We start from the raw sequence: 15,350 nt of genomic DNA, 5'->3' as shown, positions 1-15,350 counted from the left end.
CACCAGCGCGACGGCAAGCCAGTCAGACGAACCCTTCGTGCTGTGCAACGTGAAGCGGGCATCCGCCAGGGTCGTCGCCATCGACATGTCGATGCCCGTCACCGCTGGAGACGGAACGCCGGCTGCCGCGGCCTCGTTCGTGACGATGGGCTGGCCGTCGGAGTCGAGGAGCGCCACAAAAAACGTGTTCGGAGCTGCACGCACGTCGTCGAGGGCGAAGCCGTACTTGTTCGCGTCGGGGCCGAGCACCGTGGTGGGCTCCGCGTAGGCGTTCTTCAGACGGTCGTCCACCTGGTTGAGCAGGTAGGTGCGCAGCACGGTCATGGTGCCGATGCCCGACACGATGAGCCCGAAGGTGAGCATCAGCACGGTCACGCCGGTGATCTTGTTGCGCAGGGAGATCGCGTTCCAGCGCGTGAGGATTGTGTGCTGCATGTCGACGATCAGGTTACGCGAACCCGCTGGGAGAACGGGCCTACGCCTTCGAGACCTTCAGCATGTAGCCGAAGCCACGCTTGGTCTGGATGAGCGACTCCTCGGAGTGTGCGTCGAGCTTGCGTCGAAGGTACGAGATGTAGCTCTCGACGATGCCGGCGTCGCCGTTGAAGTCGTATTCCCACACGTGGTCGAGGATCTGCGCCTTCGACAGCACCCGGTTCGGGTTCAGCATGAGGTAGCGCAGCAGCTTGAACTCGGTCGGGCTCAGCTCGATGGCCGCGTCTCCCACGTAGACCTCGTGCGTGTCTTGGTCCATGGTCAGCTCGCCCGCGCGGATGATGGCGTCTTCGTCGGCCTGCATCGTGCGTCGCAGGATAGCCTTGATTCGAGCCACGATCTCGTCGAGGCTGAACGGCTTCGTGACATAGTCGTCGCCGCCCACGGTAAGGCCCGTGATCTTGTCTTCGGTGTCGTCTTTCGCCGTCAGAAAGAGGATCGGAGCCGTGTAGCCCGACGCCCGCAGGCGCTTCGTGACGCCGAAGCCGTTCATGTCGGGCAGCATCACGTCGAGGATGATGAGGTCGGGTTCTTCTTCGAGAACGGCCGAGATGGTCTGCGCTCCGTTCGAGACCGCGCGCACGGCGAAGCCGGCGAAGCGGAGGCTCGTGGTGAGCAGGTCGCGGATGTTCGGTTCGTCGTCGACAATGAGGATGCGTGGGCCAGTCATAGGCTCAAGTATCTGCGGGTACGCTGGGCGTTGTCTGGGAGTGGTTCGGGAGCGTTCTACACGGGAACCGCGAGCTCGTCAGCATCGAGGATCGTGTAGCTGTAGCCCTGCTCGGCCAAGAACCGCTGCCTGTTCTGGGCGAAGTCCTGGTCGACGGTGTCGCGCGCCACGAGGGTGTAGAAGTTGGCAGACAGCCCCGACTCTTTCGGCCGCAGCAGACGGCCCAGCCGCTGCGCCTCTTCTTGGCGCGAGCCGAAAGAGCCCGACACTTGAATGGCGACGCTCGCCTCGGGCAGATCGACCGAGAAGTTGGCCACCTTGCTCACCACGAGGATGGGCTCGGTGCCGTCGCGGAAGGCTGCGTAAAGCCGCTCCCGTTCGGCGATGGGAGTGGCCCCCGTGAGCGACGGAACGCCGAGCTCCGTCTCGAGCTGCTGAAGCTGGTCGAGGTATTGCCCGATGACGAGGATGCGCTCGCCGGAGTGTTTCTCGATGAGCCGCTTGACGACATCCAGTTTCGCGGGAGCGGTCGCGGCGAGGCGGTAACGCTCGTCGTCGGCCGACGCGGCGTACTCGAGCCTCTCGTTCTGCGGCAGGTCGATGCGCACCTCGAAGCACTCCGCGGGTGAGATGAAGCCTTGGGCCTCGATCTCCTTCCAGGGAGCGTCGAAGCGCTTGGGGCCGATGAGGCTGAACACGTCGCCCTCGCGTCCGTCTTCGCGCACGAGGGTGGCGGTGAGGCCGAGGCGGCGGCGGGCCTGCAGCTCGGCGGTGAGCTTGAAGACGGGTGCGGGAAGCAGGTGCACCTCGTCGTAGACGACGAGCCCCCAGTCGAGGGCGTCGAGCAGTTCGAGGTGGGCGTAGGTGCCCTTTCTCTTGGCCGTGAGAATCTGGTAGGTCGCGATGGTCACGGGTTTGACCTCTTTGAGCTGTCCCGAGTACTCGCCGATCTCGTCTTCGGTGAGTGTCGTGCGCTTCAGAAGCTCACTGCGCCATTGGCGGGCCGAGACCGTGTTGGTCACGAGGATGAGCGTGTTCGTCTTGGCGGTGGCCATGGCTCCGGCGCCTACGAGCGTCTTTCCGGCCCCGCAGGGCAGCACGACGACTCCCGATCCGCGCTCGAAGAAGTTGCTGACGGCGAGCTTCTGATAGTCGCGGAGTGCCCAGCCGTCTTCGCGCAACGCCATCTCGTGCGGGGTGCCGGGCGTGTAGCCCGCGCGGTCATCGGCCGGCCAGCCGAGTTTCGTCAACTCCTGCTTGAGCTGCCCGCGCGCCCACGGGGCGACCGCGTAGGTGTCGGGCGAGCGGCGCTCGACGAGCAGGGGGGCGATCTTCTTGCCGGATGCGATCTGGCTGAGCACCGCGGAATCGGTCGCGCGAAGCAGCAGCCCGCCTTCGTCGTCGCGTTCGATGATGAGGCGTCCGTAACGGGCGATCGTCTCGTCGATGTCGATCGAGACCGCCTGCGGAATCGCGAACTTCGAGTAGCGCTCGAGCGTTCCCAGGATCTCCGCGGCCTCGTGCCCTGCGGCGCGCGCGTTCCACAGGCCGAGACGCGTGATGCGGTAGGTGTGGATGTGCTCGGGAGCGCGCTCGAGTTCGGCGAACACGGCAAGCTCGTGGCGTGCGTTCTCGGCATCGGGATGCGCGACCTCGAGAAGCACGGTGCGGTCGCTTTGGACGATCAGTGGGCCAGACGGCATAACGTACGATCCTACCCGCCGCGCGCGGGTCGACGCCCGCGTCGGTGCGGGGATTGCGCTACGGGGCGGGAGCCACCGCGGTGATGTTGCGCAGGGGAAGGGTGCGCTCCACGCCCGCCTTCTCGTCGATCGCCCGCAGACGGCCCGCGGCCAACGAGAGGGGTGTCACGAGGAACACGATGGTCTTGTCGTCGGGCATGCCCACGCTGACCGCCAACGGGCTCTTCGCCTTGATGGCGACGTCGAGCTGGCGGGCGATCCACGCCTCGGGGGTGTCGCTGACCGCGTGGGCGGATTCGCGGAGGCGCGCGACCAGGTCGACGAACGGCCGAGGAGCGGGCACGGGCTTTCGCTGCGACGTTCGGGCGCGAACGGGCGCGAAAGTGACCCCGGATTCGCGTTCGGCCACAACGGGGTACCGGGCGTCGGAGATCATCCAGAACAGCGTGTCGAACGCGAACCGACTGGTGAGCCGGTCTCGGCCGTCGTGCTCGAGGCCGAGCGAGGCCAGGCCGTGGTCGACGGCCAGGGTGCTGAGCAGGGCGACGTCGTCGCTGCGCACGTAGCTCGCGATGCCGCGGGCTTCGTCGTCGGGGGTCGCCGCACCGGCGCGCAGTCTGCCGTAGCGTGAGCTGGCCTCGGCGACGAGGTACTCGACGGGCTGGGGAACGCCGGTGAGCGACACGGAGCGGAAGAACGCCAGAATGCCGTCGGCCGTCTCGCCCTCGGCCAGTGCGCGGGTGACGCTGGCGGCAGAGATGCGGTACGTGGATGCGAGGCCGCGGCCCTCGATGTCGGCCAGCGTTCGCAGCCGCACGTCGACGTCCGGGGTGAGAGGGCCGGGGGCGATGACGGTGAGGTCGTGCTGGAGGTAGACGTGCGAGACCTCGGCCGGCAGCAGCGTGGCCGCGACGGCGGAGAGGGGCTCCGTGCTGTTGTCGAGGAGGGCTCGGGCCGCGGCGCCGGGATAGCCGTTGGCGGTGATCCCCAGGTATTCGGCGCTGTCGAGCACGAACGCGACGCGTCCGCGCAGGGCGTCTCCCCCCGCGGGATAGAGGTACGCGATGGTTCGCTGGGCGTCGGCGCCCCAGGGGCGACGGCTGCGCGAGCGCAGCACCTCGCCGATGTCGTCGGCGAGGGCGTTGAGCCACGAGGTCGCGAGTGCGATCCATCGGTCGGCCGAGCCTTTCAGGAGCCACGGCAGCGATTCGTCTGTGGTCGTCCAGAGCAGGTCGTCGAGGATCACCAGGCCGGCGCGGCGGGCGATTCGCAGCAGGGCGTCGAGGTCGTTGGGCTCGATCGTCAGTGAGGCGAGGAGCCTCTTCGCATCGGGGGCGGCCACGCCTCCCTTGGCCAGTTCCCTGACCGGCGTCACGCGCAGCTCATGGATGAGTTCGGCGATGCCGGAGGTTGCGATGAACGCGCGTTCTGCGGCGATCCGGTCGCTCGTGTCGCGCTGCGGGGTGCGGTCGGTGTCTGCCGGGGCCGGCTCGTCTGCAAGCTGGTGGGCCGACGGGAGGCCGCGGCCGGGCCACGACTCGAGAACGCGGGTGACGGCATCCAACGCGGTGCCCGGCGTCTGGCCGTCGGTCAGAAAGAGGCGTTCGGCGGGCTCGAGGTCGGTCGGGTCGGTGTCAGGCGACGGATGCGCGAGAGCCGCCAGCGTGCGCCGCGGAAGCGAGGCGAGTGCGGCGTCGATCGAGCCGGGATCGAGCAGTCGGTCTGCCAGGTCGAAGAAGTCTTTGATGCCTCGGGCGTCGTTCAGGCGGGCGGATGCGAGCGCGACGAGGTCATCGTCGCCTAGGAGTTGGAGGCGGCCGGCGAGAGCGAGAGTGTCGCTCATCGAGGCTTCGGTGCCTCCTTGGCGCGGCGGCGCAGATTGATGAACAGAAGCACGAATATCATCACGAACCCGACGACGAATCCGGGGATCGGCAGCACCCGCACGATGGGCCAGACGCCCGTGGAGTACTGCTCGCTCGTCACACCGAGCAGCGCGCCGATGAGGATGGCGAATATGCAGACAATCGACAGGCCGATGATGCCGGCGATCATGAAGGCGATTATGCGCTCGCCCGAGCGAACCGGCGGTGTTGGCTTGTCTGTCACAGCTCTAAGGATACGGTCTCAGCGCGGGCCGGTTAGGCTATCGTGTGCCCGCCAGCCGATTGGCGAGCCGAATTCACCCAAGGAGATGCGCGGATGCCCACCGGCAAGGTCAAGTTCTACGACGATGAGAAGGGCTTCGGCTTCATCAGTTCCGATGACGGCTCAGAGGTCTTTCTGCACGCGTCAGCCCTGCCCGCAGGTACGAGCGTGAAGGCGGGCACGAAGCTCGAGTTCGGCATTGCCGACGGCAAGAGGGGGGCACAGGCGCTCTCTGTTCGCGTGCTCGAAGCGCCGCCCAGCCTGGTGAAGCTCAGTCGTAAGCCGGCCGACGACATGTCGATCATCGTCGAAGACCTGGTCAAGGTTCTCGACGGCATCGGCACGAACCTCAAGCGGGGTCGTTACCCCGACACGGCGCACAGCCGCAAGATCGCTGCGCTCCTGCGCAAGGTCGCCGACGAATTGGACGCGTAGACACCGGTGCAGCAATCCGATTCGACCCTCGACGGCTCGTCTTTCGACGAGACGCCCGAGGTCACTCCCGTCGTGCAGTTCGACGCCGACCCCGTTCTTCTGGCGGCCGTCGGTGCGGCGCGCGCTGCGCTTATCGAGATCACCCCGGCGTCGACCGTCGGAGCACTCGTAGGGCACGCTAGCCACGGCGAGCACGTCCTGAGCCTGCACTTCGCGTCGCTCATGCCCGGCTACCCCGACTGGCACTGGACGGCGACGCTGTCGAGGGTCGACGCCGACAGCGAGCCCAATGTGCTTGAGACCGAGCTGCTTCCGGGAGAGGGTGCCGTTCTGGCACCCGAATGGACCCCCTGGTCTGATCGTCTCGAAGACTACAAGCTCGCCCAGGAGCACGCTGCGGCGCTCGCGGTCGACGATGAAGACGATGACGAATCAGATGATGACGAGTCTGATGACGACGAGTCCGACGACGAGGACATCGACGACGAGCTCGACCTCGACGACCACATCCTCGATGACGACGTGCTCGACGACGCTGTTCACGAGCATGCTGAGGCCGCCGTTCTCGACGTGTCGGTTCTCGTTCGTGGAGACGACACGCCTCGGACCGCGAAGCCAGAGCAGGCGGTCGACGTCGACGAAGAGGGCCTCACGGTCGTCGAACTCGACGATTCCGAGCCGCGCTCGAGCGTCTACTACGACGAAGACGCCCCCGAAGACCTGCGCTGACGCAGAGCGAAAGCCGAAACGGGAGGAGATTCGATGCATCCGACGCGAATAGAGCGTCGGATGCTCGGAGCTCCTCCCGTTCTGTGCGTTCGCTGGGCTAGAGGTTCTCGACCACGTATTCGATCGACGAGATGAGCGAGCGCACGTCACTCGGCTCGATCGCCACGAACGTGGCGACGCGCAGCTGGTTGCGGCCCAGCTTGCGGTAGGGCTCGGTGTCGACGATGCCGTTGGCGCGCAGCACCTTCGCGATGGCGGCCGCGTCGATCGAGTCGTCGAAGTCGATCGTGACGACGACCTGTGAGCGGTGCTCGGGGTTCGCCACAAAGGGGCTCGCGTAGTCGACCGACTCTGCCCAGTCGTAGAGTGCGCTCGACGACTCGGCGGTGCGGGCGGATGCCCATCCGAGCCCGCCGTTGCCGTTGATCCATTCGATCTGGTTATCGAGCATCACGAGCGTGGCGATGGCCGGCGTGTTGAGGGTCTGGTTGAGGCGCGAGTTGTCGACGGCGTTCTTGATGCTGAGAAACTCGGGGATGTACCGGCCCGACGCGGCGATGCGCTCGACTCGCTCGAGGGCGGCGGCAGAGAAGAGCGCGAACCAGAGTCCGCCATCCGAGGCGAAGTTCTTCTGGGGCGCGAAGTAGTAGACGTCGGTCTCGGCCGCGTCGAACTGGATGCCGCCGGCCGCGCTGGTGGCATCGACCACGGTCAGGGCACCCGGGTCTCCGTGAACCCGCGTGACGGGAGCCATCACGCCGGTGCTGGTCTCGTTGTGGGGCCAGGCGTAGACATCCACGCCCTCGACGATCTCGATTTCGCTGCGCGAGCCGCCTGCGGCATTGAGAACGCACGGAGCCTCGAGCCATGGTGCCTTGGCGGCTGCGGCGAACTTGGAGCCGAACTCGCCGAAGGTGAGGTGCTCGCTTCGCTTCTCGATGAGTCCGAATGCCGCCGCGTCCCAGAAAGCGGTCGATCCGCCGTTGCCGAGAACGACCTCGTAACCCTCGGGCAGCGAGAAGAGGTTCGACAGGCCGTCGCGCACCGAGCCGACGAGGTTCTTGACGGGCGCCTGGCGGTGAGACGTTCCCAGAAGGGAAGCCCCCCGGGTGCTGAGGTCGATGAGTTGCTCGGGGCGCACCTTCGAGGGCCCGCATCCGAAGCGGCCATCGACGGGCAGAAGGGTGCTGGGAATTGTCAGTTCAGGCATGAAGTTGAGTCTAGTGAGCCGAGCCTTACCCACCGTGTCCGAACGTTATGGTTGAGGCGTACGTGCGCAACTTCCTAAGGAGTGATCGTTGGCCGATCTCATTGACACCACGGAGATGTATCTCCGAACGATCCTCGAACTGGAGGAGGAGAACATCATTCCGCTGCGCGCCCGGATTTCGGAGCGCCTCGGACACTCCGGCCCCACGGTGTCGCAGACGGTCGGGCGCATGGAGCGCGACGGTCTGGTGGTCGTGTCGGGCGACCGTCACCTCGAGCTCACGGCAACCGGCCGAACGAAGGCCGTGCACGTGATGCGCAAGCACCGCCTCGCCGAGCGCCTGCTGAGCGACGTGATCGGCCTCGACTGGGAATACGTGCACGAAGAGGCATGCCGATGGGAGCATGTGATGAGTGAGCAGGTGGAGCGGCGCATCATCGAGATGCTCGACCATCCCACGGAATCGCCCTACGGCAACCCCATTCCCGGGCTCGACGAGTTCGGCGACGCGGCGGCCGTGCCGTTCACCCGCGGTGTCGTCAATCTGCTCAGCCTCGTGCACGGCGCAGTCGGGCCGCAGACCAAGATCATCCGGCGTCTCGGCGAGCCGGCGCAAGTAGATCCGGAGCTGTTGCTGCAGCTGAAGCAGTTCGGTGTGGTGCCGGGCAACGCGGCCGCGTTCTCGCAGGTCGGCTCGTACATTCTGGTCGAGGTCGAGGGGTTCCCCGAGGGCCTCGAACTTCCCAACGAGGTCGCGGGGCACATCTTCGTCGGCATCTGACCGACACACTGCGAACCTGTTGCTGCGCGGCTCGACGGCTGGCAGGTGACCGCGCCAGGATGACACGGGCGACGGTTTCGCATACCCTCGAACAGTTCCCCCGCTCAGCCTGGCGGGTCGAGCACCGGATCAGGATGCGCCCTCCGACTGTCTCCTGCATCATCCAAACCCGTTCAGCGCTCTGACGGTCGGACATGTCTGCCATTCGTGGCGCAGAAGGATTTTCGTTCCGTGGTCGAACCCAGTGAGTCGCAGAAGAGCGTCGAGCATGCTCGACGACGGCGCGATTCGCGATCGGCGCCACCCGCCTCGACGCTGAGCCGTCGACAGCTGCGCGATCGGGAACAGGCCGAAGCCGAAGCCGAGGCACTGCATCGATCCACTACGACCGTTGCGCCCGCAGCGGCGATGAGCCGCCGCGAGCGGCGCGAGCGCGAGCTCGATGAGCGGTACGCCGAGCATCCTTCCTCGGTAGAGACGGTTCCGGATACCGTGGCCGAGCGCGTGCCGGTCGAGGCCCCGGCGCCCGTCGTCGAGACGGTGCCCGAGCCTGCTGTCGAAGCAGCGCCGACGCCTGTGCCTGCTGTCGAGCAGCCGACCACGCGGCGCGGGAGACGCGCCAGGTCGGAGACCCCGGCCGCCGTCGACGAGACGTCACCTGAACCGATCGCCGAGCCCGAGCCAGAGGTCGAGACGCGTATGCTCGCCGTGGCTAACGTCGAGACGGTGCCGCTCGAGATCGAACTCGTGGCGCAGCATCCGGAGGTCGAGGTCGAGACGGCCGAGCACATCGCTGCCGAGACGGTCCTGAGCGCCGAGGTCGACTTCGCCGAACCGCACGTCGCGCCCGAGCCGATCTCGGCCGTCGCGACAGAGGCAGCCGACGAACGCCCGCAGCCGGTGCCGATCGCGTCGCCGAGGGTGACGCGCTCGGTTCCTGTCGCGGAGCTGCTGTCGTCGTCGAGCGGCACCTTCGTGTCTCACGCCCGAGCGCAGCCGATCAAGCGACGCGTGCTCGCGGGCTTCGTCATGACGATCGCCGCACTCTTCGTCGTGTCTCTCTCCATTCCCTCGCTCGGATTCGCAACCGCGTCGGACTTCTCGTCGATTCAGAACGTGAGCGATGTCACAGACAGCCAGAACCTGTCGGTGGGGGAGGGCCCCGCGCTGAACGCGGTTCGCGATGACTTCTACGCCGAGGGTGCTCCCGGGTCGCTGTACTCGACCACGAACGCCTACGTGTCGAAGGAGTCGCAGAAACTCGCCCAAGAGCTCATGGTCGCCGTGGCTGAGGGCAGACTCAAGGGCTCCGTTCCCGACCACATTCCCGAGATCCGCGCGTTGGCCGACGGCGTGGTCAAACCCGACTGCGGAATCGACCTGCGCATTCTGCAGGTGATGGTGATCGCGGTTCGCACGTTCGATTCCGTCGCCGTCAGCGACATCAACCGCAAGTGCACCGGCCAGATCGAGGGCGGCGGAACCGGTTCGTCGCACTACATCAACGGCGGTGGCCATGCGGTGGACTTCTATCTCATCAACGGAGCCTCGGTTCCCGGCGCCGATGCGAGCACGGTGAAGTTCGCCGAGATCCTCGATCCGATCATGCCGTCGGGCTCGAACCTGGGCCAGAGCGGCTGCCGTGCGTCGGCCGGAATCTCGCTGAACCTCCAGAACTTCAAGGAGTTCAGCGACTCGTGCACGCACATGCACATCGATGTCGGCAGTGCGACTGACGGCCTCGATGTGAACCTCGACACAGACTTCAAATAACAGCTTGCGCTGAGGTTTCGTCGGTTCGTCCGTTATCCATTCGTTAGAAAAAGCGAATTTAAGATGACAAACAGGTAACGCTCCCGTACCATCGGACGAGTCCAGACGGCCGAACCCAGGCCTTGGACGGCGCCGAGACATCTCTTTTCCCCGTCTCTCGGCGAGCGCGACCCGCAGCTAATTCAGTGGGACGGGGCGGCACCCTAGATGCCGTGCGAGGTGCCGGAGGTACAGATTTTGACCGAACTTCGTGAGCCGCTGGACGCCCCGAACGGCCAGCAGAACCCGAACATCTCGATCGACGCCCCCTCGGTGGACGCCAGCGCAGCGGCGCCGGTCTCCCGCAGGGAGCGACGCGAGTCGCACGACGACATCGTTCCCGCCGTGCCCCGGCCCACCACCGCGGTGACCCGCTCGGCCACGTCGCTGATTGCGGCGCCCCGCGCATCCGCACCCATCGCCCGGGCGACCATGCAGACGGCGCCACCCCGCTTCACGAAGCCCACCAAGCGCAACGTCGCCGGCGGCGTCGTCATGACGTTCGCCGTGGGGCTCATCGCCACGATGGCTCTTCCCGCCTATGCGTTCGGCAGCGGCACCGCCGGCTTCGATTCGAACAACTCCGCCGACCTGGGCGGGGCAGCCCAGAGCATCACGGTCGACGACACCGCGGCCGCCCTGGCCGTGAGCCGCGACGCTTACACCGCTCCCACCAGCGCAGAATTGCAGGCAGCGCGCGACGCCGCGGCCGCCGCGGTCGCCGCAACCGAGGCCAGCACGGCCGCCGCGTCGGCTGCGTCGGCCGCGTCTGCTGCTGCGCCCACCGCCGGCACCTTCGCAGTCAACCCGCCCTCGGGCGCCTACAGCGGCCAGGCCGTCGTCGACTACGCCGAGCAGTTCGTGGGCGTCGTTCCCTATAGCGCCGGTGCAACCCCCGAGGCCGGTTTCGGATGCGACGGGCTCACCCAATACGTGTTCGGCCAGTTCGGCATCTACTTGCCGCGCATCGTCGGCAATCAGGCGGCCATGGGAATCCGCGTCTCGCCCGAAGACGCCCAGCCGGGCGACCTCGTGGTGTGGCCGATGTACCACGTCGGCATCTACGACGGAGCCGGTGGAGTGATCGACTCGCCCGACTGGGGCCGCTTCGTCGAGCACCGCGCGCTGTGGGGCAGCTACTACTTCGTGCGCATCGTCTGACTCGTTCTGCCGCTGGCCGATTTGTGAACAATCGGTTACAGCTCACCCGAACGGCGTGCCGAGAATTTGCGGTGCGCCGTTCGTGGGTTAGCCTTACTGCAATTATTCGAGCCTTTAGAGGAGACCTCGTGATAGCTGGCAGGAGCATCCGCACCACGGGTTGCCGCCTGCTCAGTGTCAGGAGGCACACGAGTGGACGTTGTCTGAGCCGGGTTCGGCTCGGTTAGGGTGCTGTCATTGTGACGGTGCCCTTTTTTTGTGTCCATTTGCTCCCTGATCGGTAAGAAAGTCGATGGGTGACACATCGGGTCCCTGCAAGCCGTGCAGGGCAATTCGAAAGGGCAACAATGCGAACACTAGTTTTGAACGCGGGATACGAGCCACTCGGAGTGGTCTCGTTCAAGCGCGCCATCGTTCTCGTGATGAATGAGAAGGCGACCATCATTGAGAGCGATGACGAGCATCCGGTCTGGGCCACGTCTGGCCTCTTCGACCGGCCGAGCGTCATCATCCTGACGCGCTACGTGCGCATCCCGTCGACCAGGCTCATGCCCGTGTCGCGCCGGGGCGTGCTGCGTCGCGACGGAATGCGCTGCCTGTACTGCGGGGGAGGGGCGACGACCATCGACCATGTGCAGCCCAAGTCGCGCGGAGGCAAGGACACGTGGGAGAACCTCGTGGCCTGCTGCCTGCGCTGCAACAACATCAAGAGCGACCGCACCCCGGCCGAGATGGGTTGGACGCTGCGCGCCACACCCCGGATGCCGCACCAGTCGGGCTGGACGGTGCGCGGAGCGGAGCGCGCCGAGCCGGCCTGGGAGGGCTACATCGAGAGCGCGGCGTAGGCGCTAGGCTAAACTGCTGAAGCCAGCCTCTGTAGCTCAATGGAAGAGCAATTCCGTCCTAAGGAACAGGTTGGGGGTTCGAGTCCCTCCAGGGGCACAGAGCAAGACAACTAAAGCGAGTCCATCAGTGCCGAGCGCAGCGGCTCGCTGAGCCCGGCCGGAACATCCACCTCGACGCCGAGCGCGTGCAGTGCGCGGCTGTAATAGTTGCGGGCGGCCGCCGCGAGGGCGATGTCGACGATCTCGCGGTCGGTGAAGCCGTGGTCGCGCAGGGTCGTGCTGTCGGCATCCGTCATCGCCGCCGAGTCGGTACTGAGCTTCTCGGCGAACTCCATCAATGCGACCTCCGCGGCAGACAGACCGGCGTCGTGATAGTCGCGGGCGATGCGAACGAGCTGATCCTCCGAGATGTACTGCAGCGACTTCTTACCGTGCGCGAGGCGGCAGGCCTTCGAGCGCAGTGCCCCCGCGGCGGCAAGGGTGATCAACTCGTAGCGCCGCTTGTCCATGGGGCGCGCGATGGCCCCGATAAGGTTTTCCCAGGCACGGTAGGCCTCAGGATTGACGGCCATGACACGCGTATGGCTGGGCACGTAGCCCGTGTCGGCAATGTCTTCCGCGTAGATCTCTGCGACCTCACCGGTCGCCTCGCCCGGCTCGGGCGTCGCGATGATGCTCATGCCGCCATCGTGCCACCGACGCGGCGTCACCACTAGAGGCACGTCGGTTCTACGCCGCCGCGCGTTGGATGAGCTCCGCGATCGTCTTCTCAACAGTAGGCGTCAGCTTCGTCACCGCGAACGACGTCGGCCACATCTCGCCGTCGTCGAGGGCCGCGTCTTCGCTGAAACCCAGAGTGCAGTAGCGGGTCTTGAACTTGGCAGCGCTCTGCACGAACAAGACGACCTTGCCCTCAGTGTTCGCGTACGCGGGCTGTCCGTACCAGGTCTTCGGCATGAGCTCCGGTGCCTGTTCGGCGACCAGTTCGTGGATGCGGCCCGCGATAGCGGCATCCGATTCGGGCATATCAGCGATCGCCTTCGCCACCGATTTCTCGCCCGCCTCGCGGTTCTTGCCCGCCTTGGCCTCTTCGCGCAGTTCTTTCGCGCGATCCTTGACCGCGTCGCGCTCTTCTTTGGTCAGTCCTTCGGCAGCCGCGGCCATGGTGTTCTCCTTCGATCAGACATGAACTGAGCCGCGGGGGTCGCGGCGCCGACTTCAGGATAGGGATGCCCGCATGCCAAGCGCTTCTCCGATCCTGATCGATGGTGATTCGCAGGGTGCCCGGTGGCGAGGAGAAGTACCGCTACGACATGCCCACGGTGATGCTCGGTGGTCGCTACGGACTGCACTACGCCGCCTGGAAGAAGTTCATCGGCATCTACCCGGTCGCCGCGAGCCGGCAGTCTTCGATAGGCGGCGTCAGGGGGTGCGCTGCGCAGCATGCGGTGTCAGAGTGAACTCATGTCAGCGCATGCCCCCCTCTCCTCGACGAGCTCCTGATCGTGGCCTGGAACCCGTTCCATCGCACGACGCGTCTGCAGCGCGCGGGAGAGGAGCCGGCGGTCACGGGTGCCGAGGCCGCGCCGAACCCATCCGACGACGAACTCACGAACCGTTGGCGCGAGTTTGCAGGGCTGCTGACACCGGATGCGGGACTTGTCGACGTGGTGGTGCGGGCGCGCGAGTCGCCCTCCGAATACCTGCACGATCATGCGAACGCCGCTGAAGCCCGCAGCCTCGAAGACGACGACGTCGACCCGTGGTTCGCCCTCGTCGCCTGGCTTGTCGAGAACGACCTGGGCCACGAACTCGACTGTAAGGACAGCGCCGCCGAACTAGCCTGGGGGTTGAGCCGCATGAGCGCTGTGCTGTCGAGCGGCGTCGACCTGCAGTCCGTCGACGACCCGGATGCCCACCTCACGTTCGGCATGCTGCGCGCCAACGCGCTGCTCGCGCCGGCGGGACTCGAGTTGGTGGTCTTCGACATCGACTCTGACTCGTTCCCCGTCGTGCTGGTCGAGACGCCCAAGCGCGATCGCATCGTCGCTCTCGCGGCCGAACTCGGGCACCGCGTCGACGAGATGACCCCTGAACGCGCGCGGCACGAGGGCGGTCGCGACTACGCCGGCGACATCGAACTCTGACCGCTCGCCTCGACGACCGTGTAGTTCTCGGGGTCGAAGCGTGACAGGCGGCGTTGGAACGCGTAGGCGAAATCGGGCCACAGCAGCGTGAGTCGTCTGCTGCGCTCGTCGACGTACCAGCTCTCGCATCCTCCGGTCAGCCACACGGTCGACGCCGCCTTGTCGTCGATGTCACGGGTTGAGGCATCCTGTGCCTCGAGCGAGACGTCGAGCGCGTCGACGCCCGCCGCGTCGCGATGGTCGAGGGCCGCAAGCACGTAGTCGAGCTGCGCCTCGATCATGACGACGGCCGAGTTGTGGCCGAGGCTCGCATTCGGTCCGTCGAGCACGAACATGTTCGGAAATCCGTGCACGGTCGTCGATGCGTGCGCGCGCATTCCCCTGCTCCAGGCGTCAGCGAGACGGATGCCGTCGGTGCCGAAGGTGCGTGCGGCGAACGGCGGCCGCGTCGATTCGAACCCGGTGGCGAAGACCAGCACGTCGAGCTCGACGCGGGTTCCGGCGACCGAGGTCGCCACAGGCCCCGAGACGTTCTCGAGCGCCGACGGTTCGAGTGTCACAGTCTTCGAGGCGAGCGCGGGGTAGTAGTCGTTCGAGATGATCACCCGCTTGCAGCCGATCTCGTAGTTCGGCGTCGCGGCCGCACGCACAGCGGGGTCGCTGAGCTGGTCATCGAGGTGCGCGAGCGCGCGATCGCGCAGCCGGTCGATGTAGCCGGGCACGCGCATCCGCTCGGCGAACGCCGTCTCGGCTCCCCAGAACAGGTTGTCGCGCATCGCTCGACGCGCTCTCGGATCTGCCGCGAAATCGTGCTGCTCACCGCGCGTGTATTGCCGATCCGGGCGCGGAACCACGTACGGCGCGCTGCGCTGGAACACCACGACACTCGCCGCGGTCTGGGCGAGGCGAGGAATCACCTGCGCCGCGGATGCTCCCGTGCCGACGACGCCCACGCGCTGTCCGCGCAGAACGACGGATGCGTCCCACGCGGACGAGTGCATGACCGGCCCCGCAAACGTGTCGAGCCCGGGCACCTCGGGCATGCGCGCATCCGACAGGCGACCGGCGGCGACGATGAGCGTGCGGCAGAGATAGTCGCCCGAGCTCGTACTCACGTGCCATCGGCTGTCGTCGGCGAGCCAGCGCAGCTCGCGCACGTCGACGCCGAGACGCAGGTGTGGCCGAAGTCCCTCGGATCGCACGGCATCCTGAAG

Annotated in this window: 16 protein-coding genes, 1 tRNA gene and 1 pseudogene; 9 read left to right on the top strand and 9 right to left on the bottom strand. The window is 66.4% G+C overall.

The window, feature by feature from the left end; all coding sequences use genetic code 11:
- From ACE5CZ_RS11300 to ACE5CZ_RS11280, 5 genes and pseudogenes are all read right to left on the bottom strand, one after another.
- Positions 1-435, bottom strand: a pseudogene (locus ACE5CZ_RS11300) (two-component sensor histidine kinase); the annotation flags it as partial.
- Between the two features lie 40 nt (positions 436-475).
- Positions 476-1,165, bottom strand: a complete 690-nt coding sequence (locus tag ACE5CZ_RS11295) for a response regulator transcription factor (RefSeq protein WP_374947429.1) — start codon at positions 1,163-1,165, stop codon at positions 476-478.
- A 56-nt stretch (positions 1,166-1,221) separates the two neighbouring features.
- Entirely contained in the window at positions 1,222-2,868 is a 1,647-nt protein-coding gene (locus tag ACE5CZ_RS11290; protein ID WP_374947428.1) for a DNA repair helicase XPB, read from the bottom strand.
- A gap of 58 nt (positions 2,869-2,926) precedes the next feature.
- A complete protein-coding gene (locus tag ACE5CZ_RS11285) occupies positions 2,927-4,711 on the bottom strand; it encodes a helicase-associated domain-containing protein (protein ID WP_374947427.1) in 1,785 nt (594 codons plus the stop codon).
- The gene (locus ACE5CZ_RS11280) at positions 4,708-4,977 is read right to left on the bottom strand and encodes a multidrug ABC transporter ATPase (RefSeq protein WP_374947426.1); all 270 of its coding nucleotides are present in this window, start codon (positions 4,975-4,977) and stop codon (positions 4,708-4,710) included. The genes ACE5CZ_RS11285 and ACE5CZ_RS11280 overlap by 4 nt, the downstream gene beginning before the upstream one ends.
- A 93-nt stretch (positions 4,978-5,070) precedes the next feature.
- On the opposite strand from ACE5CZ_RS11280, the gene ACE5CZ_RS11275 reads away from it, so the two are divergent.
- On the top strand, positions 5,071-5,451 hold the full coding sequence (locus tag ACE5CZ_RS11275; protein ID WP_374947425.1) for a cold-shock protein: 381 nt from the start codon (positions 5,071-5,073) through the stop codon (positions 5,449-5,451).
- Positions 5,452-5,457: 6 nt separating this feature from the next.
- On the top strand, positions 5,458-6,180 hold the full coding sequence (locus ACE5CZ_RS11270) for a DUF3027 domain-containing protein (RefSeq protein ID WP_374947424.1): 723 nt from the start codon (positions 5,458-5,460) through the stop codon (positions 6,178-6,180).
- Positions 6,181-6,277: 97 nt separating this feature from the next.
- Here ACE5CZ_RS11270 and serC read toward each other — a convergent pair whose 3' ends face one another.
- Positions 6,278-7,390: a phosphoserine transaminase gene (gene serC, locus ACE5CZ_RS11265; RefSeq protein WP_374947423.1), complete on the bottom strand. Its 1,113-nt coding sequence runs from the start codon at positions 7,388-7,390 to the stop codon at positions 6,278-6,280.
- 88 nt (positions 7,391-7,478) lie between these two features.
- On the opposite strand from serC, the gene ACE5CZ_RS11260 reads away from it, so the two are divergent.
- From ACE5CZ_RS11260 to ACE5CZ_RS11240, 5 genes are all read left to right on the top strand, one after another.
- Positions 7,479-8,171 carry a metal-dependent transcriptional regulator gene (locus ACE5CZ_RS11260; protein WP_374947422.1) on the top strand — a complete coding sequence of 231 codons (693 nt, stop codon included), beginning with the start codon at positions 7,479-7,481 and terminating at the stop codon, positions 8,169-8,171.
- Positions 8,172-8,402: 231 nt separating this feature from the next.
- The gene (locus tag ACE5CZ_RS11255) at positions 8,403-9,944 is read left to right on the top strand and encodes a hypothetical protein (protein ID WP_374947421.1); all 1,542 of its coding nucleotides are present in this window, start codon (positions 8,403-8,405) and stop codon (positions 9,942-9,944) included.
- 237 nt (positions 9,945-10,181) lie between these two features.
- Positions 10,182-11,144, top strand: a complete 963-nt coding sequence (locus tag ACE5CZ_RS11250; protein ID WP_374947420.1) for a C40 family peptidase — start codon at positions 10,182-10,184, stop codon at positions 11,142-11,144.
- Positions 11,145-11,491: 347 nt separating this feature from the next.
- The gene (locus tag ACE5CZ_RS11245) at positions 11,492-11,989 is read left to right on the top strand and encodes an HNH endonuclease (protein ID WP_374947419.1); all 498 of its coding nucleotides are present in this window, start codon (positions 11,492-11,494) and stop codon (positions 11,987-11,989) included.
- 25 nt (positions 11,990-12,014) lie between these two features.
- Positions 12,015-12,086, top strand: a tRNA-Arg gene (locus ACE5CZ_RS11240).
- 13 nt (positions 12,087-12,099) lie between these two features.
- On the opposite strand, the gene ACE5CZ_RS11235 is transcribed toward ACE5CZ_RS11240, so the two are convergent.
- Positions 12,100-12,669 carry a peroxidase-related enzyme gene (locus ACE5CZ_RS11235; RefSeq protein ID WP_374947418.1) on the bottom strand — a complete coding sequence of 190 codons (570 nt, stop codon included), beginning with the start codon at positions 12,667-12,669 and terminating at the stop codon, positions 12,100-12,102.
- 49 nt (positions 12,670-12,718) lie between these two features.
- On the bottom strand, positions 12,719-13,153 hold the full coding sequence (locus ACE5CZ_RS11230) for an iron chaperone (protein WP_374947417.1): 435 nt from the start codon (positions 13,151-13,153) through the stop codon (positions 12,719-12,721).
- 101 nt (positions 13,154-13,254) lie between these two features.
- On the opposite strand from ACE5CZ_RS11230, the gene ACE5CZ_RS11225 reads away from it, so the two are divergent.
- Entirely contained in the window at positions 13,255-13,449 is a 195-nt protein-coding gene (locus ACE5CZ_RS11225; protein ID WP_374947416.1) for a hypothetical protein, read from the top strand.
- A 45-nt stretch (positions 13,450-13,494) separates the two neighbouring features.
- The gene (locus tag ACE5CZ_RS11220) at positions 13,495-14,136 is read left to right on the top strand and encodes a hypothetical protein (protein WP_374947415.1); all 642 of its coding nucleotides are present in this window, start codon (positions 13,495-13,497) and stop codon (positions 14,134-14,136) included.
- Here ACE5CZ_RS11220 and ACE5CZ_RS11215 read toward each other — a convergent pair.
- On the bottom strand, positions 14,112-15,350 hold a 1,239-nt coding region (locus tag ACE5CZ_RS11215), incomplete at its 5' end, for a flavin-containing monooxygenase (RefSeq protein WP_374947414.1). The two genes, ACE5CZ_RS11220 and ACE5CZ_RS11215, sit on opposite strands and share 25 nt — an antisense overlap.

Origin of the sequence: Agreia sp. (assembly GCF_964263775.1) — a bacterium.
In the GTDB taxonomy this organism is placed as follows: domain Bacteria; phylum Actinomycetota; class Actinomycetes; order Actinomycetales; family Microbacteriaceae; genus Agreia.
Note: the sequence above shows the minus strand (reverse complement) of the source record. Positions and strands in the feature narration are given on the sequence as shown.